We start from the raw sequence: 22352 nt of genomic DNA on the forward strand, positions 1-22352 counted from the left end.
GGACCTCACAAACACTTCACCCCCACCAACTCCCCCCAATCGGTCGTATAACGCTGCGAAATCCGCTCCGCCTTCGGCTTCCAGCTTTTATCAAAACCAGTTGCCGCGATCGAAACGGCACTCGGAAAGCGGTGGTTTATCTGATCAATGGCTTTCATCAAGTGACGGTTTTCAGAAGATAGCCCGTCAAACGTCAAGTCGAATACATCCATTTGCCCTGGCGTGGTTTCCGGCTGGATATGGCTCAGCTGGACGCCGCATTTCTGATAGTTATAGCCTGGCCTGTAGATCTCTTTGAGCATCTGGTTAGCGGTAGCAATGATGGACCGCGTGTCTTGCGTAGCCGCATTCAGCTTACTACTGGCCGCCCGTTGATATTGCGGCTCATCCGGATTGAATGGACTGGTCCGGATAAATATCGTAATGCAGCCGGTCACTGAGTCTTGATTCCGGAGTTTTTCGGCGGCCCGACTGCAGAACTCGGCCATGGCTTGCGACAGCTCGGCGTATTCGGTTAAGCGGCGGCTAAAGCTTCTGGAGCAGACAATTTGCTGTTTATCCGGGGCGATTGCTTCCAGTGCCAGGCAAGGCGTGCCATTTAACTCCATCACGGTTCTGGCCACCACAACATTGAACTGGGCTTGAATGCGCTTGCTGGATTGGGACGCCAAATCCCAAACGGTATGAATGCCAAGCTGGTTCAGCTTGGCCGAAGTGCGCGGGCCTATGCCCCACACCTCGCCGACCGGCACAATGCGCATCAGTTTTTCCCGGCGCACCGGGTCGGATAAATCCAGAACACCGCCGGTTTGCGGCCATTTTTTGGCGGCGAAGTTCGCCAGTTTAGCAAGCGTTTTGGTCGGTCCTAGCCCCACGCAAACCGGAATGCCGGTGGTTCGAACCACCGTTTTTCTGATCAGCTGGCCGTAAGCAATCGGGTCTTTGCCGCAAGGGTAAACGCCGGTTAAGTCCAGAAAGCCTTCGTCGATGGAATACACCTCAAGATTGGGGGCGAATTCTTCCAAAGTGGACATGACTCTCGCCGACATATCGGCATACAGCGTGTAGTTTGATGAGAAAAGTTTAATTTGGTGCTGGTTGACCAGTTGCTGAATCTGGAACAACGGCACACCCATTTTAATGCCCAATTTCTTGACTTCGGCACTGCGGGCCACGACGCAGCCGTCATTATTGCTGAGTACGGCAACCGGCTTGCCGATCAGGTCAGGCCTGAACACGCGTTCGCAACTCACATAGAAGTTGTTGCAGTCGACCAGGGCGATAAGCCGTTGCGTGGGCATTACAGCGGGTGAATGACATTGGTGACCACGCCCCAAATCACCGTATCAATCTCTTCACGAAGCACGATATTTTTATAAGCCGGGTTTTCCGAACCTAACACCCATTGGCCGCCCCGGCGCTTCAAACGCTTGACGACCAGCTCCCCATTCAGCGCGCAAATCACGATCCTGCCCGGCACCGGTTCCAGCGAGCGATCGACGACCAGAATATCGTTCGGGTGGATGCCGGCGCCGAGCATCGATTCGCCTTGCGCGCGCACGAAGAACGTCGCGGCGGGCTTTTGCACTAACAGCTCGTTCAGATCCAGCGTTTTCTCGACGTAATCGTCGGCCGGCGAGGGGAAACCGGCCGAGACTTTGCCGGAAAACAGCGGCAAGGTCACCGTTTTTGGGTCTGGTGCGGCTGATAAAACAGTCGTTGGCATATTGCTGGACATAGCGGAATGATGAGAAGGATGGAACAAAACGGGTTTATTTGTTCTTGTTATGTTCTCTTTTTAATCTGATTTTCCTATGCTGTCAAACGATAAAAACAGTGTCCAGGGGAACCGCTATGCTACGAAAAATTCACATGCAAGATCAGGTCAGGAATCGGGTTGCCATGATTATGGAAGATGGTCGATCGGTTTGCATGACCCGCTTTGGGCATGAAGGGTAATTGTATTAAAAGGGGCGAACCGCCCGGACTCTAAGTGTACTGTATTTATTGTAACGGTCCTGATCGCCGTTGAAAAAGCCCTGAATCCATGCGCTGTTACTGTCGAGTTCCGTAGCGCTCCAGTAGTCGTCATTGGCAAAATCACCCACCAGGCTTCTTTGTTCATATAGTAATTTTAATTCGGTCTTTGACGGCAATCGCCATTCAGCTCCATAAGCACTGGACGCTATAACCGCTTCATTCCAATTAAGCGTATTTATTTCATCGGAGGCCTTAGCTTCCAAGCCATGCTCACCTGAAGCATCGACGAAGTAGACTATGCCGCCATGAGGGCCAACATCACCTGGAGCATAGTTGGAAGAATCACTTTTATCCGCCGCTTGCAGGGCATGATTAATTAGCAAGATTAATGCCATCGAGCCGACCTTTAACGCTTTTTTATATCCCATTATTGCAAAACCCTTTTATATTTATTTAAAGTGACACTACAACTTAGCCGGTAACGGTTAAGAAGCAGTGCTGCTTACTGAATAGCTGAACGTAAAGAGTTTGACAGTCAGACATAACCCTTCTTTTGGTGACTGGTTAATCCGTAAAAAGTTCGATGCCGCAAAAAATCTCAACAGAATGTCACTGACCAGAAAGCATTTTATTGAAGTTAAATATTGCCGAACAGCTTACAGCTAGTTGACAAAAGGGGATCAGGAAGTACATTGCCTCATGAAGTCACAGCCTTGGTTGTTATGGTCTCTCTCCTTGCATCGCTTGCAATTGCTTAAACTTTTAACGAATTCCAAATGTCATCTTTATTAAAACCTCACCCGGCTAGACCGGCAAATTGGCGGCAAAAATTAATTGAAGACTATAAGCGTGTCCGCAATATCAGCCTTCAAGTTTGTGCGCCGTTGATGGTCGATGATTATCAAATTCAAAGCAGCGTTGAAACCAGTCCGCCCAAATGGCATTTAGCGCATGTGACCTGGTTCTTTGAAACTTTTCTTCTGGAAGCATTCGATTCGGATTATCGCCCCGTCAACCCGGAATACAGTTATTTGTTTAATTCCTATTATCAGACGGTTGGTGCAATGCATGCCCGGGCGAAACGCGGTTTATTGTCACGTCCGACGGTTGAACAGGTGTTTCATTACCGTTCTGAAATCGATAACCGCATCTTGAATTTTCTGGATGACTGCGACGAATCCCTGTGGCAACAAGCTGCTTTTCGTCTGACTCTGGGCTTACACCACGAACAGCAGCACCAGGAATTGCTGTTCATGGATATCAAACACAACTTTTGGAATAATCCCTCTAAACCGCGCTATCTGGAGCGCTTCCAACCGGCGATTAAAATAACCGGAAAATTAGATTGGGAGCAAAGACCAGGCGGCTTGGTAAAGATAGGAATCGATAATAATGATGCCTTTACATTTGATAACGAGACACCTAGGCATCAGGTTTGGCTGGAACCACACCTCTTAAGTTCTCGGCTGATTACAAACAGCGAATTTTTGGACTTCATAAAAGACGGAGGCTACTCCCGCCCCGAATTGTGGCTATCAGATGGCTGGAGTCACATCCAAAACAACCAATGGAGATCGCCACTTTATTGGGAAAGCCATGACGGCCAATGGCTTGAGTTCACCCTTTATGGACTTGAGACGCTGAATCCGTCCGCCCCTGTCGTGCATATCAGTTATTATGAAGCAGATGCTTATGCCCGATGGGCTGGCAAGCGGCTGCCATCGGAAGTCGAAATTGAAACAAAATTACTGGAAATACCGGTAACAGGCCATTTTAGTGAAAGTGGCATTCTTCACCCGCAAGCCGGTGAAGGTCAATTCTATGGCTCGTTGTGGCAATGGACGGCTTCGCCTTATATGGCTTATCCGCGATTTAAACCGTTAGAGGGCAGTATGGGTGAATATAACGGGAAATTCATGTGCAACCAGTGGGTATTGCGAGGTGGTTCCTGTGTCACACCAGAGAATCATATCCGCCCAACTTACCGTAATTTTTTCTATCCACAGGATCGCTGGCAATTTGCCGGTATTCGTTTAGCGGAAGACTTATGAACCTACTAAGCCAAAAAATCAGTTTCTACGATTTCAAGCCTGAACTGGAAAACTTTCGTGATGCAGTGATTAAAGGTCTATCCCGCGGACAAAAACAAATACCTCCCAAGTTTTTTTATGATGAAACCGGATCTCAATTGTTTGAAGCGATTCTGGAACAGCCGGAATATTACATTCCTAATGTTGAACGCGACCTACTACAAACATACGCGGATGAAATTGGTCGACTGATTGAGCCGGGATCGGTATTGATCGAACCCGGAAGCGGTAGTTGCGAGAAAGTACAGTTACTGCTTGAAAGTCTGCATCCTTCCGCCTATGTACCGATGGATATTTCCCGTGAGTTTCTCAAGCAATCGGCCTGCAGTTTAAGTCAGAAGTATCCCTGGTTACCTATTTATCCAGCCTGCCTTGATTTTACTCAACAGATGATATTACCTCATGGTATCCCGCATGGGAGGCGTGTCGTATTCATTCCGGGTTCTAGTCTGGGTAATTTTGACCCGCTGGAAGTTCAGCATTTTCTGACCGGTATACACCGGATAACCGGCAAAGGCGGTGGTTTGCTGGTTGGACTTGATCGCAAAAAGGATCCATCCGTCTTGAATGCTGCCTACAACGATGCTGCCGGCATCTCCGCAGAATTCAATCTTAATCTGCTCACCCGTATCAATAATGAACTGGGCGGTAACTTTGACCTCGATCGCTTCGAACATCGTGCTTACTACAACGATCAGCGAGGCCGTATTGAAATGCACCTGGTCAGTAGCGAAGATCATGATGTCAGAGTTTCCGACCAAGATTTCCGATTTATAAAAGGCGAATACATTCATACTGAAAATTCATACAAATATAGTCCTGATGAATTTATTACCCTGGCTAATTCCAGCGGCTTTAGGTTGCTCAAAATATGGTCTGATGACAAGCATCTCTTCAGTATTTACTTTCTTGAAGCTAGTTGAAAGCCTGAATCATTTAATACAACAAGGAGCAAAATTATGAAAGCTATCTGGAACAAAGTTATCATTGCCGAAAGCAATGACACAGTGATGGTCGAGGGAAATCATTATTTTCCTGCAGATTCGGTCAAAGACCAATTCCTTAGAGAAAGCAACACGCACACTTACTGTGCGTGGAAAGGCAAAGCAAGCTATTACGACATTGTCGTGGAAGATGCGATTAATCGCGATGCCGCATGGTTCTATGCCGATCGCAAACCGGAAGCGTTAAATATTAAAAACTACATCGCTTTCTGGCGTGGCGTAGAAGTTATTGAATAAAGTGTAAAGTGGATGCTTCAATCGTCTTGGATTAGCACAAACGGTTTACTCAGCAGAAGATGTGACCTGTCTTCAAGTCGTTCTGAATTACGCTGTCGAAAAAAGCCATTTTAGCTAATTTCTGTGTTCCCGCTTTTTAATCTCAAAATATCTCCTGATTAGCAAGTTTCTTCATCTAAAGCCCAAAAACCAGGATATCCCTAGCAGGCCGGGGTTTGCAACCCATACGCATCAAGCTAAGCGTAGCTCTCCGCAGCTAAACCGTTATCGAGTTCCTCCGACGAGTCTGAGAAGCTGTCCAAGTATCCTACTTGTTGTGCAATCAATTGCCGAGTCGTGCGCCGCTTTCGCTTGGCTTTAAGCAGCCTTCGCAGGTTACCTAACAGCTTACGCATCAGCGTGTCGAACTGCCGCGCGACAAAGGCTTTCAAAAACCGATCCTGTCGCAACAACCATTGGATAGCTTTGTCAAAAGACAGTTCGCGACCTTCGTTTTCCGCCTGCCGTGCAGCCAGCGCGAGCAACCGTTGCACGGTCAGAATGACGATCAGACGCCCATAGAGAAGACATCGGATACGTTCCGGACGCGTGCCTTTCAAGAGGTCGATGCAGAACAACGATTTCCAGTGTTTAAACGTCAATTCGACTTGCCAACGCAAGCGGTACAGGGTACCTAACGCTTCTTTCGGCCAAACATCGGCGGGGACGTTGGTCATGAAGAAGCTATACTTGAGAAATTTCAAGTAGGACAAGCGCGCCCGGCGCCCTTTGCGTTTGGCCGTTTTAATCGCCGCTTTTTGTCGCTTCCGGTAGACCTCTTGCGGCAGCCGATAAACCACTAAGCGGATGGGCAGACGGTGTTTCTCACCGACAAACAGCGAAAACTCCATCGTTTGCTGACCACCGCCGAAACGATTGATGTACTGGATCAGATTAATCGGTGACGCGGCTTCATCGGCGCTCTTATAGAGATTGACGGTATAGCTGAGTCGGCTTAAGAAATACGCACCGATCAGCATGATTTGAGCAAAGGCGGCCAAACTGAAATAGCCCAAATCTCGAATGATCAAATCTCCCTTACGCACTCGCGCGAGCACGTCTGTGGCAAAACCCTGATCGCTGTCGGTGCCCTGACGTATCGCGATATGTTCGGCCCGTTCGTTTTTGACGTCATAGCTGAAATCGATTTTAACGCTGGCCGTGCTGGCGTTACCGCCACTCCCTTTGAACGCTTCGGTCAAGGCTTCGTTCACTTCGATTTGGCTACTGTCTTGCAGTAAAACCCGAGGAAACGGAGCTAGCCATGCGGCTTCTTGTGCCGTCAAAGGCGGACCGACCGTCTCGCGCAAAGTCTTGGTCAGCGCCGCTTCCATAAACTGTACCGCACCATCGCTGTTCATTCGCCCGCACAAGGCTTGCGGCGTCAGATCCACGCCGCTTCGTTCCTCCAGGCTATCGCACAAACCTTCATAGCTAATCGTCGGCTCGCTAAGCGTATCGACCGTCAGCAGATTTAAAAAAATCGCTGCCGGTCAAGCGACTCGTGCTGCGTTGAATAAATCCGCTAGACTTGGCCAAGGTTTCACAGGTTTCTTCGTCGAACCAAGTTGCTAAATACTGGTCAATTTGATGTGTGAGCGTTTCAATCGGGGCGGCTTCCATTTCTGGTTATCCATTGAGTAATGTGGACCGCAAACTATACATCCCAAAGCGGATTTGTGAAACCGCGTAGTACGCTCTCGACCACCAAATCGAGGATGGCGATTTTTAGCTTGATGCGTATGGGTTTGCAACCCCGTGCCGCAGAAGTGGCTGCGGCTACAACTGGCCTCCGCTCGGACACTTGGCTTCGGCAAGTTTAAGCATCTTGCTAATCAGGGAATATCTTGGAAATTTTTGGTGATCATAGGCTATAAAGCGCCAGTTATTATCTCAAAATCTATAAAGCAGTCATTTTTCTGACCTGAGAATCGGTAAATTTCGACACCCTGGGTCTGAACACCAAGTTGAGTTATAACTCACCGTAAATCGTTCAATGGGCTAAAATTTAAAACTTTACTGAGTCGTAATTAAGGCTTGAATTTTCGCATCGAGCTGTTCGGGTGTGACACTGCTTTCAAATGCTGAAATGTTTTTACCGTTTGAGCTAATAAGATATTTGTAAAAATTCCACTCAGGTGCCTTACCGGTAGATTCGATCAAGTCTTGGAAGAATTTATTTGCATTTGGGCTCTTGATCTTACTCGTTTGGAACATTGGAAAAGTAACACCGTAATTGATGTAACAGACTTTTGCGGTCTTCGCTTCTTCGGCAAACTCTTGATTGAAATCATTGGATGGAAAGCCCAGAATAACCAAACCTTGATCTTTGTATTTTTGATACAGTGCTTCTAAGCCTTTAAATTGTCCCGTATAGCCGCAATTACTGGCCGTATTAACTGCCAAAATTATCTTCCCTTGATAGGCTTGACAAAAATCAACTTGCTCACGCGACCTTAATTTGGTCATTTTGTAATTCAATAATTCAGTGCATGGTTCGGCCCAGACGACTGGCGTTATAAAGAATAAAAGGCTTATCAGTAAAAATTTAGTTTTCATGAAGGAACCAATGTCATCAACATAATTTGAAAAAATTCGTTGCCTATAAGTTATCTTACAGATAACTGAAGTCAATTCTTGCCGTCCAGCTGAATCATTTCGATATGGTTGCCTGCAGGGTCTTGAATATATACCGAAGCAGTTCCGTCCCTATGAGTGTTTAAAGTACCGTAATGGTCTGCGTTTTCAGAGACAATAGCGAAATGAGGTGGATGTTGATTCGGCAAAACCAAGGCTAATGCAACATTGGAAAATTGAAGTAAAGCCCATGTTTCATCCTCATACACCACTTTTACGTCATATTGTGTTTTGTACCACTCCGAGGTCTCTTTGATATTTCCCACTTGAACGGCGATGTGATGAATAGTGTCCATGGATTTCAACTCCTATTGCTCGGCAAGCATAGCAAGCCTAAGGTAAACGATAATTTAAGCCTCGCCATAAGGCATTCATTCTGATTTTACTCCAATTATGGCTGAAGAATCGCGTGTTTGAATACAATGATGCCGTGCAAAGGTCTTGCGCCCTGGAAATAACCTACAACTCTTTAATCAAAGTTCCACCGACCTGTAGCCTGTAACAACCCATGATCGTCATTGCACGTTTTCTCAATATGCTATCGACTGACGGTATTGGCCAATTTAACACTCTGAGGAAGTGACAAAACGGTTTTGTACCGTATAACCGAAACAGCCCTTTAAATCGGCCTACGACTTAGATGCCATCAATGTTCGTTGTTGGGCACTATCCGAAGTAAAGCCATGGCCGGTTCGGCCGTCATTTTGTCGTTGCACCGACGCTGAAAATCTTGGAAACGGAGCGCCAGCGAAGTGAAGATTTTTAGTCCCCGATAGCCGTAGCGCCGGGTGTTTTGCCGGAGTCTGCGCGAATAGCGCAGGCGGAGGCAAAATACAAGGCATCGCGACACGGCGTAAAGCCATTTGTGGGAGTGCTACGGAGCCGCATCGAGTTTACGATGATGTGGCGTAGTGGCACGGACGCAGGGCGAATCGGGGCCGCCGAAGGCAATAATCGCCAAGTAATTTTTCGCTGCTGAAATCGGACGGACCCCATTTCAGCTTTCGCGAAAAATCTTGGCGCGCTTGTTATTAAATGCTTGAGCTTTTTCCAATTATAGTGGACCCCAAAATCCAGACAATAGTTTAAGATGGTGTCTATCATAAAAAAGGTAGGCGAGAATGAGTGAAAAAAAGCGCACGTTGATGACCAGTACACAAAAGGCTAAAGTGGCACTGGAGGCTGTAAAAGGGAGTAAAACGGTTAATGAAATAGCACAAGACTATAGTGTTCATCCGACCCAAGTAGGTCTATGGAAGAAGGCTTTATTGGAAAATGCCAGTCAATTGTTTGACGTAAAGCGTGGCCCCAAGGCCATTGATCCGCAAAGCGATCCAGAGCGCTTGTACGCCAAGATTGGCCAGCTCAACATGGAGCTGGAATGGCTTAAAAAAAAGTCCGGGATCAACCTTTAAGCCTGCGTCAGGGCTGGATTAATTCAAGTGCTGGACTGTCGGTAGCCGCACAGTGCCGACTGGCTGGCATCGCACGATCGACAGTGTATACGGACAAGCACGAAGTAGATGAAGTCGAACTGATGTTGCTACGCTTACTGGATGAAGAATATACTCGGCATCCCTTTTATGGCAGCCGGAAAATGACGGTTTGGCTACGCATGCAAGGTCACGCCGTGAACCGAAAGCGTGTGCAACGCTTGATGCGGATATTGGGCCTGATTGCGATGGTTCCAGGCCCGAATACTAGCAAAAAACATCCTGAACATACGGTTTATCCGTATTTGCTCAGAGGGCTCAGTGTGATTCGCCCGAATCAGGTCTGGAGTACGGACATCACCTACATCCGGCTCGCACATGGTTTTGTATACCTGGTGGCGATTATGGATTGGTACAGCCACAAAATCTTGGCTTGGCGGGTGTCGAACACGATGGATGTTGGGTTTTGTGTGGACTGTTTAACGGCTGCTCTCAAGCAATACGGAGCACCGGAGATTTTCAACACCGACCAGGGTTCGCAATTCACCAGTGACAAATGGGTCGCTGTGTTACAAGAAAACAGCATCAAAATCAGCATGGATGGACGGGGGCGAGCATTGGACAATATCTTTGTTGAACGTCTCTGGCGGAGTGTTAAGTACGAGGATATTTATCCGAAAAACTATGTTTATATGCCTGAGCTATTGTTGGGGTTGACCGAGTATTTTGCCTTCTACAACGGTGAGCGATATCACCAGGCATTAGGCTATAAAACACCTGATCAAATCTATCAGACAGCGGAAGGCGGTGGGGCAATGATTGTGGATAAATTTAACGAACGGACAGATAAAGAGACTACCGGCGGACTCCATGTGGACAAAGCGTGAATTTCCTTCGGAACGTGTGGATAAGCTGATAGAAAACTGCTTAGGCAGTTTACCACGAGCTTACCCACACTAATTCACCCTTTGACCACATTCCGCCGCAGCAAGCATGATGGAATATCAAAATGCCTGCGGCGCAATAATAACAATTTAATAAAATGAAAAAGGAAATGACTTAATTTTTGAGTCATTGGTTTAGACAATAGAGAAGAATTGGGGCAGCGCCAGTCAGCTGTAACAAAGACAACACCCTCTTAAACTCGGTGATAAATTGTCTGGACAATGGGGTCCACTATACTGGCTTGATTATGCAATTCAATATTGGCACAGTAGTTATCGGTGAATCGGTTAATTTTGCAGGCCATAAAGAGTGGCTCACCGAAGCGGGCATTCAAATCATTGATTTGAACGATGCCAACTGTATCGCGTTGATGCACCGATTTATCCAGAAGTCGCCGCACATTTGGCTTGAAGATATTGGAGAATGCGACCTTGCCTAAACTTATGCAACTTCTGACGATAGGTTGCCTAGTCTTCAGCAGTCTTTCAGTGTGGGCGACAGAACTAGATTCAGTTACCCTGCAATTAAAATGGCAACATCAATTTCAATTCGCTGGCTACTACGCCGCGAAGGAAAAAGGCTTTTATAAAGACGTAGGACTGGATGTCACGATTATTGAAGCAACGCCTGATATAGATGTTGTTCAAGAAGTGATTAAGGGGCGCGCTCAGTTTGGTGTTGGCACTAGCGAATTGGTTTTAAATCGTCATCGAGGTGAAAAAGTGCTTGTACTTGGCGTTGTTTTACAGCATTCGCCGTTAAGTCTAGTGACCTTAAAAGAATCGGGTATTGATAACATTCATAAATTACTTGATCGAAAAGTGATGATTGAAGCCAATTCCTCAGAGTTGTTCGCCTATTTACAACAAGAAGGCTTTACTAAAAAGGCCTTTAAGTTAGAGCCTCATAACTTTGATTTAAGCGATTTACTGGCGGGTAAAATCGATGCAATGTCAATCTATGAAACTGACGAACCCTATCTACTCAAGCAACAAAAACGCGCTTTCAATCAATTTAGCCCGCGAATGAGTGGTATCGATTTTTATGGTGATAATTTCTTCACCACAGATACCGAATTAGAAAAACACCCACAACGCGTGGAGGCATTTAGAGAGGCAACGATGCGCGGATGGCATTATGCCATGCAGCATCCTGACGAAATTGTGCAGTTAATTTATAAAAATTATTCGCAACGCCACAGTATTGAACATTTACGATTTGAAGCAGCGATGATGCACGATTTAATGCAGCCTGAATTGATTGAAGTGGGTTATATGAATATGGGTCGCTGGCAGCATATTGCTGAAACGTATCATAAACTCGGCCTATTGCCAGAGAATTTCGATGTTGAACCCATGTTACATTTTCCGCTCTCGGCAGATTATTTAAAAAATCTTAAAATCAAACTCTACTATATGGCAGCTGGCTTAACGCTGTTAATTTTATTGTGGATTATTTTGTTTCGTTTTTATAGAACTGCGCGTATTAATGAAACCAAGCTCAACACCGTATTCAATAATACGCCATTAAGTATGATAGTGCTGGATGCGAACAACCGAGTGCTACGCTGGAATACTGAAGCCGAAAAAACTTTTCTCTGGCAGGCTAAAGACATAATTAAAAAAAACGTTTTACTCATTACCCCTCCAGAAAAACACGCGGAAGTGGAAGCGGTTCTAGCGGCTGTGCGTAAAAATCACCGTATTATGCACCACGAAAATATCAACATCAGAAAAGATGGCAGTGAAGTTTTATGTCAATGGATGAACGCCCCGTTTAAGCACAATCAAAATCAATCTGACTTCATTATCTGCATGGCGCAGGACATTACCGAACAAAACCGTTTGAAAGAAGCTCTTGAACACGCCGCACATTATGACAAGCTAACCTCGCTGCCAAATCGCGCCTTGATTCTAGAAAAGCTGAAACAATCGATAGAAACTGCAGCGAGACACAAAGCTAAAACGGCTGTTTTATTTCTCGACTTAAACGGTTTTAAAGCCATTAACGATACGCTAGGACACGAAGCAGGCGATATAGTATTGGTGGCTGTTGCCCAACGTCTCCCCCAAGCTATCCGCGAAAGTGATTATGCGGGTAGATTAGGTGGCGATGAGTTTTTGATTATTTTGCAAGACATAGGCTCACTGGAAAATGCACAAAATATTGCTAATAATGTTCGGGCTTTAGTTTGCCAACCTTGTGTGATTAACACTGAAACTATCAGTGTCGGTGTCAGTATCGGCATCAGCCTTTATCCAGACGACGCGACAAACATTAATGCCCTGATACACCAAGCTGATCAAGATATGTATCAGGCTAAACACACAAGGGATTTAACAAAAAATAAAATACCAAATAACGACATTATGCATGCCTTCAGTTTCGCAGGAGAGCAAAATTTACCAACAGATTCAGGAAATGGAGGATAGAGATAGTTATTTTTCTGCGTTGAAAGAACAATTACAGATAGATTTGAAAGTATTCACGGATTTAGTGCCGTAAAACCAGTTTGACGGCAGTTTCGCGCCCGCTGTATAGGATCTTATATGAACACAATTCAAGATGCTACAACCATATCCTTAACCAACGTAACCCAATCCATTTACATGGAACTTGTGCCGTATTCATAATACCCGGCTTTAGCCCGCAGCTGGTAAACAACCTGCACAGGCCGTTCGTGATCGGTGCAGTCCGTAAACTCACCACACCGGCTGCTTTTGGCCTTACACTTGCCATTGGCACGTTTACTTCGTCTGACTGCTCTTGGCCGTTCGGTGAGGCCGCCAATGTCTTTATGGAACGCTTATGGAGCGTTAAGTATGAAAATATCTATATCAAAGCCTGAATTACGCGGCACCACATGAAGTCTCGGCTAGTAGACATGCCGCGTGACAGGCCTATGGACAAAGCGTGAATGTCCTTCGGGCTGTGTTGATAAACTGATTCACCCTTTGCCCGCAGTCTGCCATGAACCGAAAGGTCTGCGGCGCAATAATGACAAGTGATATTTTTTTAAAGAGCAGGTTTCACCTTAAATTAGACCATTTTCTGCATTGACGTTAGGGCTCACTTTAGATATGACTATTGCAGGTCTTTCGGTTGATATTTTCAGGCATCTACACATAACGCACCTCGCAGTCGAACCGGAAATTGTATCGACCACAAAGTCCTATAAAATAGAGAATACATTTATCTTGAGCGACACGACGACTCCAAAACCTGCATCGCTTTTAATCAGAGGTTTGTTGCCCCAGCGTTATTCGGCGATTGGTCGTTGGTATGCGGGAGTGGGGCGGGGCAGGTTCATTCGAAACTGAGCGTAAAAATGGGTTTTATCTGGAGTTGCAGCCATCGCTGCCGCATCGCTATGTCGCTCCGGATGGGTTACTGCAAGAATACGGCAAGAAAGTGCTAGGAGATGAGTAAGCCCATGTTGTATTTTAACTGGTTGAAAAAAGACAGGAATAAATCCGAAGCAACCACACCGGTACCGCCCAATGTTCCCGGTATTCTGACCGTTCGGAAAGTCGACGATCTGTTGGCTCGCCACAAGGGACTGATTGTACAAATCAATGAATTGGCCGGTTTATCGGAACGCAATTACCACCGCTATTATCTCCATGCGATGCGCAATTTCGCACGATTCGTACAACTGTTGCCGGCCTCGGAAGTGCATCATCATGCCGGCGCCGGAGGCATGTTGACCCATACCCTGGAAGTCTGTGTCAATGCGTTGAAGATACGACGGTCGTATCTTTTATCGGAAACCGGCGGTGCCGAGGAAATAGCGGCCAAACAAGATTTATGGACCTACGCCGTTTTCCTGGCCGCGCTCTGTCATGACGTGGCCAAGGTTGCCGTCGACCAAACCGTGACCGTTTACGATCTTGACCATCAATCAAAGTCGTGGTCGCCTTGGGAGTCGTTTTTGGACGAGCAGGGCGCATGGTATAGCACGGAATTCCAGCATGGCCGGCAATACCGTTTACACGAAAAAGCGTCATTATTATTAATCCATCGGATTATTCCTGCCTACGCATTGAATTGGATCTCAGGTGATCGATACATTTTTGCTCACTGGTTAGCGTGCGTATCGGGCGACATCGACAATGCGTCATCTATCGGGGAGATTATCGGGATCGCCGATGGCAAATCGGTGGCCACCAATTTAGGTGCAGACTCCAGCCGGATGCCGGTGGTCAAGACTAAACCGTTGCATGAAAAAATGCTGACCGCTTTACGCTATTTATTGAACGCAGGAGAGTTGCCGTTAAACAGAAACGGAGCCGCCGGCTGGATCAGCGGAGAAGACTGTTGGTTGGTGAGTAAACGGACAGTGGATGCAATCAGAGATCAATTAACCCAGGAAGGCCATACCGGCGTACCCACGAAAAACGGCCGATTGTTCGATATTCTTCAGGAGCATGGCGCTTTGATCCCGTGCGGCGACAAAGCCATCTGGACGGTCGTTGTCGAAGGGGAAGGGTGGCGTAATGAATTGACCATGATCCGCATTGCAGTGGCGAAAATTTGGAGTAATCCTGATAATCGACCGAACGAATTTGAGGGACGCATCATCCCGGCCGAAGTGGAGGCATCAACGAAGTTAGACGCTTCGGCGGGAAATGAAAAAAGTCGGCCAGGTCCTAAAGCAACGCCAATGAAGACCGGTTCGGATCAAGAACTAATCGAAGAATCGCAGTACAATCAAGGAAACGAGCCGAGTTTGACCATGGAAGCGGAAGACGAATCACCGGCTTCAAGCCGACAACAACTTAGGCACGATTTCGACTTGCAGAATTTCTTACCCTCGGACGATAGCTCCCTCGATGAAAGTCAACCGGTAAATCCCGATCCGGATGCCATCAAAACAGAATCGATAAACTACCCCAATGCACAATCGAAATCGGCTGTACCGGTCAATGATGAAACGGACGATCCGGCCGAAACGTTTTTTGCATGGCTACGCAACGGCATACAAAGCGGCGAAATAAAAACCAATCGGCCCAAAGCTCGCGTGCACATAGTCGATGAAGGCGTCGCTCTAATGACGCCCGGTATATTCCAAGATTATGCTTCGGCACAAACCAACGGCCGCACAGACTGGGCGTCCATCCAGAAAAAAGTATTGAAGAAAAATTGGCATGTGCGGGATGTCCAAGGCTTGAATGTGATCAAATACCGAGTCGAAGGCGGCAGCAAATCGGCTAAGATCAATGTGATACTTTTTCATGAGGTGTCGCTGGTATTCGGGGGAAAAGAACCGCCAACGGCTAATCCGCATTTGAACCGAATTCGGTAAATGTCAACTACGTTGATACTTACCGCTTTATCCAGAGCTTGAGCTTCCAGCACCCATAACAAGTGCTCATTCTGCGGGGTGCGCAATTCGCCGAGTAAAGGCAATTCCCGCTCGTCGTTGCCACTCAGCGGCTGCCGCGTTGATAGGGTAAATCGAATATTTCTAACAGTTGGCTGATAACCGCGCGACCTTTGGCAACCGGTTCACTGGGTGGCTGCGGGCAGTGCAGGCTGTCAAGTTTTGGTTGAGTGCCTCCCGCACATGTTGGTTAGCCTGGTATAGACCAATCTTCCAGTCGGAGGCCAGGAACCCTTTGAAACTCTGATGTGTTATTGGTCACTAGCGTTGCTTTGATGGCTAGTGCATTTGCGGCAATTAAAAAATCCATGGGGCCAATCGGCGTCCCTTGTGCCTGTAAGATTGATCGAATAGGGCCGTAAGCTGCGGCCGATGCTGGTTAAAGTCGATTACTTCGAAATCGAGTAAAAAGCGTTCCAGCCGTTTGGCGTTATCGTTTTGTTTTTTACTGGCCGCGATACCAAATTCCAGTTCCGCCCCGCTGATTGAGCAGGAGGATGCATATATTGGTATCGAGCAAATAAAAATTCATTCAACATCCCGTTCCTGAAGTTCGGCCGGCTGTTGACGCTCAATGTCCATTGGTCCAATTTCCTGTAACATGGCTAACAAGCTTTCTGCCCGGAAGCGTTTGGGTAACAGCACAACCATGTCGCCCAGCTTTTTGATGACAACTTCATCTTCATCAAACCGAAAATCCTTTGGTAATCTGACAGCTTGGCTGTTGCCGTTTGTAAAAATTCGCGTGGTTTGCATAGCACTCTCCACTGTTAACTAAAATGTACATCCTTAATATATACATCAAAACTCGGGATGACTACTTCTTTAATCAATCGTGCCGGTTTGAATAAAAGGAGGATTAAAGCGAAGCGTGATTGGTGCCCGTAATAGGAGTATTTTCTTTTCTGATGTTGAGCTTGATGTGTCGTGGGATTTTACTTATAATTACTCCCAATATGGGAGTAAGAAGGGCCTATGCGGGTCATTGCAAAAAGTACTTTAAAAAAGTTTTGGGAGCAACCCGCTTACCATGATGCCCAAGGTCCTCTTGAAAGCTGGTACGAGGAAGCCGTTAAAGCTAATTGGACTTCGCCGCAAGCGGTCAAATTACACTACGGTAATGCGAGTATCTGTAATAACAATCGCGTAGTTTTCAACATCGGCGGTAATAAATACCGATTAGTTGTAGAAATGCAGTATCGAGCGGGTATTGCCTGGGTGAAATTCATTGGCACACATGCTCAATACGATAAGATTAATGTCGAGAATATCAATGAATATTAAGCCTATCCGAAATGCCGAAGATTTACATGAGGCTTTTGAACGCCTTGAACTCATTTTTCAAGCCGAAGAAGGTACGCCGGAAGCCGATGAAATGGAAATTCTGGTAACTTTGATTGAAGCCTATGAAAACAAGCATTACCCGATTACTCCGCCAGACCCGATTGAAGCCATCAAATTCAGAATGGATCAGCAGGGCTTGACTCCTAAAGATCTACAAGTTTTTATTGGGAGCAGCGGAAGAGTTTCCGAAGTGCTCAATCATAAACGTCCATTGAGCTTGAAAATGATAAAGCGCTTGCATGATGGTCTTCATATTCCATATGAGAGTTTGTTAGCGGAAATTGCTTAACTTGTACTATTGGATTTCACGGTTGATATACAGGTATGCATTGCTATCCCAATTATTTTTCCAGAATCTACAAATCCAGATAGTAGATTCAGTACATTGCCGTTGCCTCACGAAAGTTGAATAGCACCGGATTATTTGTGTGAAGATAAAGCGGCAGGGTGCTCCGCTTCGGCATTTTTACGCGGATTTTGACTGGCATTTACAGGTAACATTACGGATTTAATTGATAATAATCATGCGCTTTAGAGTGATGATTATTTTATTTCGGTAGATGATTCTCCAGGTGGTAACACCATTTTTCAAGCGCTTCTCTTTTTTCCGGTAAATAATCCCAGCGGTCATAGTGTTTTGAACTCACATCGTTCATCGCATGATTTTGAATGATGTCGCGAATGGATTTATGGATGCCTATTTCCCCCATCCGTGTCTTAACGGTTCGTCTTAAATCACGCGGGGTAAAAACAGGAAAGTGTGGAGAGTTTTTTTGTATTTGTGTCAGGGTATGACCAAGAGATGTTTTGTTGATTGAAACCGCTGGATTATATCGACCCGGCATTAAAAAATCGGAGTTGCCGGAAAATAGCATAAGCTCTTCTAATAGCTTTTGAGCCAATGGGACGATTGGTAGCAAATGCCAACGCTTGTTTTTAATCCGTTCGGGTGGAATAGACCAAACTTGGCTTTGAAAATCGAATTCTGATTTTTTGGCTCCCGTTAATTCAATGGGACGAAGACCATAAATCAGGAGAAGTTTTATCGCCAATAGCGTTGGGGTAGGGATGTTAAAGTTTTCAGGGTGCCAAACAACAGCAATTTCCTCAAATGAAAGGGTACGTTCCCCAACTTTTTCTGCGGCTGCATTTTTAGGGACGGCTGACACCGGATTGGCGGCAATATTAAAAACATAGTCGTCGCTCAAGCTTTTGGGATCGTTGTCGTGAAAAATTCCAAGTTCGAAAGCCCGATGAAGATAAGAGCGCACCCGATTGGCTTGAACGGTAGCTCCGCGTTGAATGATCGCGTGTAATATTTTTCGGATATGAGGCGGTTCAATGTCTTTGGCCGGCGTATTTTTATCGATCATCGTAAAGACGTTGTATTCGATGTCCGCTTGAACTTTTTCCCACGAGCGTTTACCTTCAAGACGCATCTGTTCAATATAATTGCTGATCAGATTCTCAAGACTGCCATGAAGCACTTCGGGAGTTAGACTGGTATGCGAGCCCTGTAATAACTGTTCACGATTTATTCTGGCATTGTCGCGAGCCTCGGAAAGTCCAATTGACGGATAGCGTCCAAGGTTCAAGAATTTTCTTTTGCCATTGAGTGCATATTGAAGAAAAAATGACTTCGAACCGGAAGGCGTTACTTGGATACCAAAGCCTTTATCGACCCCTTTTTCGTAAAGCCGATAAGGTTTGTTTTTGGGCTTCAACCCTTTGATGAGGTTGTCTGTAAATTTCATGATGCCATGCCGTTGTGTTTTACAATTTCAACAAAACGAAATTTTACGCAAACGATTGAAACAAAGAATGGTTTGCGTCAAATTGACATTATCATTTCAGAGATCGCCAATAAAAACAGCAAAAAACCGTTAATCAATTTCGAAGGGTTTTTCTGCTGTAAAATGGCTCTCCCACATTAACAGTGGTTTTTTTCGAATAATCGGTGAAATCTTTAGCGTTCAAATGAAGCCCCAGAAGAAATGTCGGCTGGCATTCGATGGTAATGGTTTGTTGTACGGCGGCTTATTATTTCAATTAGCCATAAGCCTGTGCTTTATACTGGATTCGGCTCAGTACAATTATTTGGCAAAGCTTGCTGATCATCTCACGATGCTCAAAGGTGAACACCATTAACGTAAATAGTGATTCGCCTGATTGTTAGTCAAATTGTCTTTGGCGGAAATTCCATTTATATTCCGGACGTTATCGTTGAGTTGGATATTGGTCTCACCTTGATCGTTGAAACTAAAGGCCAATACAACGACAACGCAATCTTAAGGCCAAAGTCGCTGAACGCTGGGTTGATGCACTTAATCAAGCCGGTAGTTTCGGGTTCTGGCAATATGTTGTGGCGAAAGATCCAACCGAATTGCCCAAAATCTTGAATGATTTTTTTCTGTTTCTCAATGGGATGCGTTCGATCTTGAATTTGGGATATCACTTACTTCAACTTGCTACATTTAAAACAAGCATTTATACGCTAATGGGTATTCTTAGTGCTGGCTGATTTTGTCCAGGAATTTTGAGGGAGCTTACAGTATCTGCAAAAAGGAAAGCTCAGGATTGTCGTGAAATTCGCGTATGCCATCCACTTTGTTTCTCAGCAAAAGCTGAATATGTCGATTGCTACAATTTCCGCGCCTTATCCAAATGACTTTTGGCGGATAACCTAATAAAGCGCTTTTGTCGTAAAAGTCTGAATCTTTGCTTACCAGTGTGTAGCCGTGGTGCTTTGCATATTCCCAGACGGCATGATCAGATTCGCCGCCTAAGCCGATTCGATCGACATGAGCAGAGCCGGGGAACGCGTCAATTAAAGCGGCTACCAGCTTGGGCGAAAGATTCTCATCAAACAACAGCTTCATGAATTGATAACCATTAAATGCTTTTCGCGGTCAGCAGCATAAGCTAGGCAAGCTCGAATATCGGCTTGCGTCAAATAATCGAAATCCTCCAATATTTCCGCTTCGGTCATGCCGGAAGCCAAATATTCAAGAATGTCATAAACGGTGATTCTTAACCCTCGGATACACGGTTTGCCGCTCCGTTTGCCGGGTTCAATGGTAATAATCGAATGGTAATCTAAGTCTGTCATCGTGATGATCCTTAACGGGTGCCGCCTTCATGGTCTTGGCTTTAGGATTGATATAGCCGCCGGTTATGTCATTGTCGGTTTATGGTTCGCTAATGCCTTGAACAACGAAAAGGGTATCATGATCGCATCGCCGATTGTCAAGAAAGTGCGTTTCAGGTCGTGACTACTAAACTCGATTCTGGTTTCTTTTAACACTTGAGCTATAGGTTTACACGAGGAATGTTTTTTACGACGTCTTTGGTGTCGCCGGTCAATGGTTGCAAGTAATAATGTCAAGAACCAAATGAAATTCGCCGAATCTAAATTATTATTGGTAATAATTCAAATGTCTGGATGCTACTCAATGCAATGACCGGTGGGGTGTTGGAAAATGCGATCATAACAACAAGGTTTCTCGTGCAAAGTCATCTGTCGTATCTTCCAACAAGATCGCACCGGCATCAAAAGTGATTCGCCCGATTGATAGCAAATTGTCTTTGGCGAATATGGCAAATTCCATAGTGCTTTTTTAGTGCCTTTGGTAGTGCAATGAAATGAAAAAAACGGAACCTTGAAAACAACAAGAAAAATATTTTTCTTTGTTATATCAATAAGAACGAGCTAAAATGAATCAATGTAGTATAGCTTGAAAACAGTTGAATTGGGCATTTTATCGACTGTTAATCACTAGGTCGGCGGTTCGAGCCCGTCCGGGGGAGCCATATAAATCAAAGGCTTAGTAGAAATACTAAGCCTTTTTTTTGCCAAAAACATTCAATAATGTCGCGTTAAATGTCGCTTTGTGCAGAATAATTGTAAGTTAGGCAAAATCAAGCCGGGATGAATTTAAGTGGCATCATAACGAAACTCAGAAATTCGCAGGCAAGTCCTTTTCTCTCAAACTGATCACGTTGAGATGTGATTGATTGAGGATTTATTTTTTCGTTTTAGAACTGTTAAAGTTCAAAATTAACTAAAGCGTCAAGATCTTCTTTTTTACAGACGGTTGCTCTCGGACTTATCTTCGCAGTGGGAATTTTGCCTGCGGCGACTAGTCGCCAAAAGGTTGCGATACTAATGCCCAAATATTCAGCAGCAGTTTTGGGTCGAAAATAAACTAAAGGCGGCTCGTTCATGACGTTTTCTCCTCTTAAATAACAATGTCAGTGTGGATATCACAAATCGTCAAGCGATGTTGGCAAGTATCTTTTGTTATTTATTTGATGAATGCTACATAAAACCCTAGTCAGCAAACTAAGGGTTTTTGTTGTATGAGGTAGAAAAGCATTTAGGCCCTTTTTTTTGACCAAAATTCCTACAGTCTCCCGGTGGGGGGCGGTATCGGGTCGGAAAAATCTGCACGACCTGTTAAGAACAAACTTCGCATCATCATTCAATATAGCTCATGGCCGATTTTACCTTTACTCCAGCCGATTATCCCGAGATTCGTCATCGAATGATGGATTTGAACAGCAAGATTTTCAGAAAGCTCACGAAGGACGACATTAAAACCTGCGGCAAGCATTTAGGGATTTGGCATCAAAAGACATTGATGGTCAAGAAAGAAAACGAAATGGACTTGTTTACCGATTATGCGATTTACGGCTATCGTCCGAACGACTTCAACATGGCGGAGAAGTTCTTGCGTCTATTCAGCAAAGAAGCCGACGCATACGAACTTGAATTGCTGCGTCGCATGAGCAACGCGCATTATGCGATTTACCGACTGGATGAAACGAATCGCAAAGATACCATCAAAGCGGAGAATATATTCAGCAAAGCGACTTTTCAGATTATCGATTACAACATGGCGAAAGCAACTAGTTTAGGAGTGGTTCTGGCGGGCTATTTGGTCGATTTCGATGGTTTTTCGATTCAAACAGGAGGAACCGTTTTTCTCAGCAAAGAAATCCTCCAGGTGGAGCAGGTCAAACGGATAATAGACCGGATCGATGATAATGAGTTGAGTCATTTTCTGAACAAACCGGCAAACGGCGCCAAGATGGCAAAAGCGATCTTTTCTGCGACTTTCCAATTAGATAAAACCACCAATTTTGGTCATAGGCCGATTTAAACAGTCAAAGATAGACGCTCAATCGGTCGTATATCTCGTCCGGGGTAAATAAAAAAGCAAGGGCTTACGTTAACGTGTAGGCCCTTTTTTATTGACCG

General features: G+C 45.4%; 25 protein-coding genes. 12 read left to right on the plus strand and 13 right to left on the minus strand.

Annotated features, from left to right (window positions below):
* Positions 1-5 precede the first annotated feature (5 nt).
* The 3 genes from EQU24_RS08000 to EQU24_RS08010 all read right to left on the minus strand — a co-directional run bounded on the left by EQU24_RS08000 (position 6) and on the right by EQU24_RS08010 (position 2408).
* A complete protein-coding gene (locus EQU24_RS08000) occupies positions 6-1301 on the minus strand; it encodes a Y-family DNA polymerase (RefSeq protein WP_138767127.1) in 1296 nt (431 codons plus the stop codon).
* On the minus strand, positions 1301-1738 hold the full coding sequence (locus EQU24_RS08005) for a LexA family protein (RefSeq protein ID WP_051056240.1): 438 nt from the start codon (positions 1736-1738) through the stop codon (positions 1301-1303). The genes EQU24_RS08000 and EQU24_RS08005 overlap by 1 nt, the downstream gene beginning before the upstream one ends.
* 226 nt (positions 1739-1964) lie before the next feature.
* Entirely contained in the window at positions 1965-2408 is a 444-nt protein-coding gene (locus tag EQU24_RS08010; RefSeq protein ID WP_017839987.1) for an Lcl C-terminal domain-containing protein, read from the minus strand.
* A 348-nt stretch (positions 2409-2756) separates the two neighbouring features.
* On the opposite strand from EQU24_RS08010, the gene egtB reads away from it, so the two are divergent.
* Genes egtB through EQU24_RS08025 form a run of 3 tightly spaced genes read left to right on the plus strand, consistent with a single transcriptional unit; the run spans position 2757 to position 5311 of the window.
* Positions 2757-4031 carry an ergothioneine biosynthesis protein EgtB gene (gene egtB, locus EQU24_RS08015; protein WP_017839986.1) on the plus strand — a complete coding sequence of 425 codons (1275 nt, stop codon included), beginning with the start codon at positions 2757-2759 and terminating at the stop codon, positions 4029-4031.
* Positions 4028-4993: an L-histidine N(alpha)-methyltransferase gene (gene egtD / locus EQU24_RS08020; protein WP_017839985.1), complete on the plus strand. Its 966-nt coding sequence runs from the start codon at positions 4028-4030 to the stop codon at positions 4991-4993. The genes egtB and egtD overlap by 4 nt, the downstream gene beginning before the upstream one ends.
* Positions 4994-5029: 36 nt before the next feature.
* On the plus strand, positions 5030-5311 hold the full coding sequence (locus tag EQU24_RS08025) for a DUF427 domain-containing protein (protein WP_017839984.1): 282 nt from the start codon (positions 5030-5032) through the stop codon (positions 5309-5311).
* Positions 5312-5547: 236 nt separating this feature from the next.
* On the opposite strand, the gene EQU24_RS08030 is transcribed toward EQU24_RS08025, so the two are convergent.
* From EQU24_RS08030 to EQU24_RS08040, 4 genes are all read right to left on the minus strand, one after another.
* Positions 5548-6774 carry an IS4 family transposase gene (locus EQU24_RS08030; protein WP_244310909.1) on the minus strand — a complete coding sequence of 409 codons (1227 nt, stop codon included), beginning with the start codon at positions 6772-6774 and terminating at the stop codon, positions 5548-5550.
* A 25-nt stretch (positions 6775-6799) separates the two neighbouring features.
* The gene (locus EQU24_RS22325) at positions 6800-6973 is read right to left on the minus strand and encodes a hypothetical protein (protein ID WP_017839982.1); all 174 of its coding nucleotides are present in this window, start codon (positions 6971-6973) and stop codon (positions 6800-6802) included.
* A gap of 393 nt (positions 6974-7366) precedes the next feature.
* Positions 7367-7909, minus strand: a complete 543-nt coding sequence (locus tag EQU24_RS08035) for a glutathione peroxidase (protein WP_017839981.1) — start codon at positions 7907-7909, stop codon at positions 7367-7369.
* 71 nt (positions 7910-7980) lie between these two features.
* Complete coding sequence (locus tag EQU24_RS08040; RefSeq protein ID WP_017839980.1) at positions 7981-8283, minus strand: VOC family protein; 303 nt, start codon at positions 8281-8283, stop codon at positions 7981-7983.
* An 825-nt stretch (positions 8284-9108) separates the two neighbouring features.
* Here EQU24_RS08040 and EQU24_RS08045 point away from each other — a divergent pair.
* The 5 genes from EQU24_RS08045 to mobH all read left to right on the plus strand — a co-directional run bounded on the left by EQU24_RS08045 (position 9109) and on the right by mobH (position 15670).
* Positions 9109-10307 (plus strand): IS3 family transposase gene (locus EQU24_RS08045; protein ID WP_085986407.1). Its coding sequence is split into 2 segments (ribosomal slippage): positions 9109-9385 and positions 9385-10307, totalling 1200 coding nucleotides; the frame shifts between segments, so codons are not numbered across the junction.
* Positions 10308-10612: 305 nt separating this feature from the next.
* Positions 10613-10804, plus strand: coding sequence for a hypothetical protein (locus EQU24_RS08050; protein WP_017839977.1), 192 nt, complete (start codon positions 10613-10615; stop codon positions 10802-10804).
* 49 nt (positions 10805-10853) lie between these two features.
* A complete protein-coding gene (locus tag EQU24_RS08055) occupies positions 10854-12797 on the plus strand; it encodes a diguanylate cyclase domain-containing protein (RefSeq protein WP_017839976.1) in 1944 nt (647 codons plus the stop codon).
* Between the two features lie 850 nt (positions 12798-13647).
* On the plus strand, positions 13648-13794 hold the full coding sequence (locus EQU24_RS22330) for a hypothetical protein (RefSeq protein WP_017839975.1): 147 nt from the start codon (positions 13648-13650) through the stop codon (positions 13792-13794).
* A gap of 4 nt (positions 13795-13798) precedes the next feature.
* Positions 13799-15670: a MobH family relaxase gene (gene mobH, locus EQU24_RS22925; RefSeq protein ID WP_017839974.1), complete on the plus strand. Its 1872-nt coding sequence runs from the start codon at positions 13799-13801 to the stop codon at positions 15668-15670.
* Between the two features lie 606 nt (positions 15671-16276).
* Here the strand turns inward: mobH and EQU24_RS08070 are convergent.
* Entirely contained in the window at positions 16277-16504 is a 228-nt protein-coding gene (locus tag EQU24_RS08070; protein WP_017839973.1) for an antitoxin, read from the minus strand.
* A 219-nt stretch (positions 16505-16723) separates the two neighbouring features.
* Here EQU24_RS08070 and EQU24_RS08075 point away from each other — a divergent pair, with 219 nt between their 5' ends.
* Positions 16724-17032 (plus strand): type II toxin-antitoxin system HigB family toxin, encoded by a 309-nt coding sequence (locus EQU24_RS08075; RefSeq protein ID WP_017839972.1) that lies wholly within the window; start codon positions 16724-16726, stop codon positions 17030-17032.
* Positions 17022-17381, plus strand: a complete 360-nt coding sequence (locus EQU24_RS08080; protein WP_026130086.1) for a helix-turn-helix domain-containing protein — start codon at positions 17022-17024, stop codon at positions 17379-17381. Before EQU24_RS08075 ends, EQU24_RS08080 begins: the two co-directional genes overlap by 11 nt.
* Positions 17382-17640: 259 nt before the next feature.
* Here the strand turns inward: EQU24_RS08080 and EQU24_RS08085 are convergent, their stop codons facing one another.
* The 3 genes from EQU24_RS08085 to EQU24_RS08095 form a co-directional block, all read right to left on the minus strand.
* Positions 17641-18846: a tyrosine-type recombinase/integrase gene (locus EQU24_RS08085; protein WP_017839970.1), complete on the minus strand. Its 1206-nt coding sequence runs from the start codon at positions 18844-18846 to the stop codon at positions 17641-17643.
* 792 nt (positions 18847-19638) lie between these two features.
* Entirely contained in the window at positions 19639-19971 is a 333-nt protein-coding gene (locus EQU24_RS08090) for a DUF5615 family PIN-like protein (protein ID WP_017839968.1), read from the minus strand.
* A complete protein-coding gene (locus EQU24_RS08095; RefSeq protein WP_017839967.1) occupies positions 19968-20201 on the minus strand; it encodes a DUF433 domain-containing protein in 234 nt (77 codons plus the stop codon). The genes EQU24_RS08090 and EQU24_RS08095 overlap by 4 nt, the downstream gene beginning before the upstream one ends.
* Before the next feature lies 1 nt (position 20202).
* On the opposite strand from EQU24_RS08095, the gene EQU24_RS22335 reads away from it, so the two are divergent.
* Positions 20203-20364: a hypothetical protein gene (locus tag EQU24_RS22335; protein WP_175421669.1), complete on the plus strand. Its 162-nt coding sequence runs from the start codon at positions 20203-20205 to the stop codon at positions 20362-20364.
* A gap of 213 nt (positions 20365-20577) precedes the next feature.
* Here the strand turns inward: EQU24_RS22335 and EQU24_RS23260 are convergent, their stop codons facing one another.
* Positions 20578-20700, minus strand: coding sequence for a hypothetical protein (locus EQU24_RS23260; protein ID WP_017839965.1), 123 nt, complete (start codon positions 20698-20700; stop codon positions 20578-20580).
* A gap of 436 nt (positions 20701-21136) precedes the next feature.
* Positions 21137-21316 carry a helix-turn-helix transcriptional regulator gene (locus tag EQU24_RS08100; RefSeq protein ID WP_014149272.1) on the minus strand — a complete coding sequence of 60 codons (180 nt, stop codon included), beginning with the start codon at positions 21314-21316 and terminating at the stop codon, positions 21137-21139.
* A gap of 269 nt (positions 21317-21585) precedes the next feature.
* On the opposite strand from EQU24_RS08100, the gene EQU24_RS08105 reads away from it, so the two are divergent.
* Positions 21586-22254 (plus strand): DUF7986 domain-containing protein, encoded by a 669-nt coding sequence (locus EQU24_RS08105; RefSeq protein WP_017839964.1) that lies wholly within the window; start codon positions 21586-21588, stop codon positions 22252-22254.
* Positions 22255-22352 lie beyond the last annotated feature (98 nt).

It is taken from the genome of Methylotuvimicrobium buryatense (genome assembly GCF_005931095.1).
Classification (GTDB): domain Bacteria; phylum Pseudomonadota; class Gammaproteobacteria; order Methylococcales; family Methylomonadaceae; genus Methylotuvimicrobium; species Methylotuvimicrobium buryatense.

Excerpts from the sequence above, each read along its gene's own strand:
- EQU24_RS08000 (WP_138767127.1), bottom strand. The coding sequence starts at position 1,301 with ATGCCCACGCAACGGCTTATCGCCCTGGTCGACTGCAACAACTTCTAT.
- EQU24_RS08005 (WP_051056240.1), bottom strand. The coding sequence starts at position 1,738 with ATGTCCAGCAATATGCCAACGACTGTTTTATCAGCCGCACCAGACCCA.
- EQU24_RS08010 (WP_017839987.1), bottom strand. The coding sequence starts at position 2,408 with ATGGGATATAAAAAAGCGTTAAAGGTCGGCTCGATGGCATTAATCTTG.
- egtB (WP_017839986.1), top strand. The coding sequence starts at position 2,757 with ATGTCATCTTTATTAAAACCTCACCCGGCTAGACCGGCAAATTGGCGG.
- egtD (WP_017839985.1), top strand. The coding sequence starts at position 4,028 with ATGAACCTACTAAGCCAAAAAATCAGTTTCTACGATTTCAAGCCTGAA.
- EQU24_RS08025 (WP_017839984.1), top strand. The coding sequence starts at position 5,030 with ATGAAAGCTATCTGGAACAAAGTTATCATTGCCGAAAGCAATGACACA.
- EQU24_RS22325 (WP_017839982.1), bottom strand. The coding sequence starts at position 6,973 with ATGGAAGCCGCCCCGATTGAAACGCTCACACATCAAATTGACCAGTAT.
- EQU24_RS08035 (WP_017839981.1), bottom strand. The coding sequence starts at position 7,909 with ATGAAAACTAAATTTTTACTGATAAGCCTTTTATTCTTTATAACGCCA.
- EQU24_RS08040 (WP_017839980.1), bottom strand. The coding sequence starts at position 8,283 with ATGGACACTATTCATCACATCGCCGTTCAAGTGGGAAATATCAAAGAG.
- EQU24_RS08050 (WP_017839977.1), top strand. The coding sequence starts at position 10,613 with ATGCAATTCAATATTGGCACAGTAGTTATCGGTGAATCGGTTAATTTT.
- EQU24_RS22330 (WP_017839975.1), top strand. The coding sequence starts at position 13,648 with ATGCGGGAGTGGGGCGGGGCAGGTTCATTCGAAACTGAGCGTAAAAAT.
- mobH (WP_017839974.1), top strand. The coding sequence starts at position 13,799 with ATGTTGTATTTTAACTGGTTGAAAAAAGACAGGAATAAATCCGAAGCA.
- EQU24_RS08070 (WP_017839973.1), bottom strand. The coding sequence starts at position 16,504 with ATGCAAACCACGCGAATTTTTACAAACGGCAACAGCCAAGCTGTCAGA.
- EQU24_RS08075 (WP_017839972.1), top strand. The coding sequence starts at position 16,724 with ATGCGGGTCATTGCAAAAAGTACTTTAAAAAAGTTTTGGGAGCAACCC.
- EQU24_RS08080 (WP_026130086.1), top strand. The coding sequence starts at position 17,022 with ATGAATATTAAGCCTATCCGAAATGCCGAAGATTTACATGAGGCTTTT.
- EQU24_RS08085 (WP_017839970.1), bottom strand. The coding sequence starts at position 18,846 with ATGAAATTTACAGACAACCTCATCAAAGGGTTGAAGCCCAAAAACAAA.
- EQU24_RS08090 (WP_017839968.1), bottom strand. The coding sequence starts at position 19,971 with ATGAAGCTGTTGTTTGATGAGAATCTTTCGCCCAAGCTGGTAGCCGCT.
- EQU24_RS08095 (WP_017839967.1), bottom strand. The coding sequence starts at position 20,201 with ATGACAGACTTAGATTACCATTCGATTATTACCATTGAACCCGGCAAA.
- EQU24_RS23260 (WP_017839965.1), bottom strand. The coding sequence starts at position 20,700 with ATGGAATTTGCCATATTCGCCAAAGACAATTTGCTATCAATCGGGCGA.
- EQU24_RS08100 (WP_014149272.1), bottom strand. The coding sequence starts at position 21,316 with ATGAACGAGCCGCCTTTAGTTTATTTTCGACCCAAAACTGCTGCTGAA.
- EQU24_RS08105 (WP_017839964.1), top strand. The coding sequence starts at position 21,586 with ATGGCCGATTTTACCTTTACTCCAGCCGATTATCCCGAGATTCGTCAT.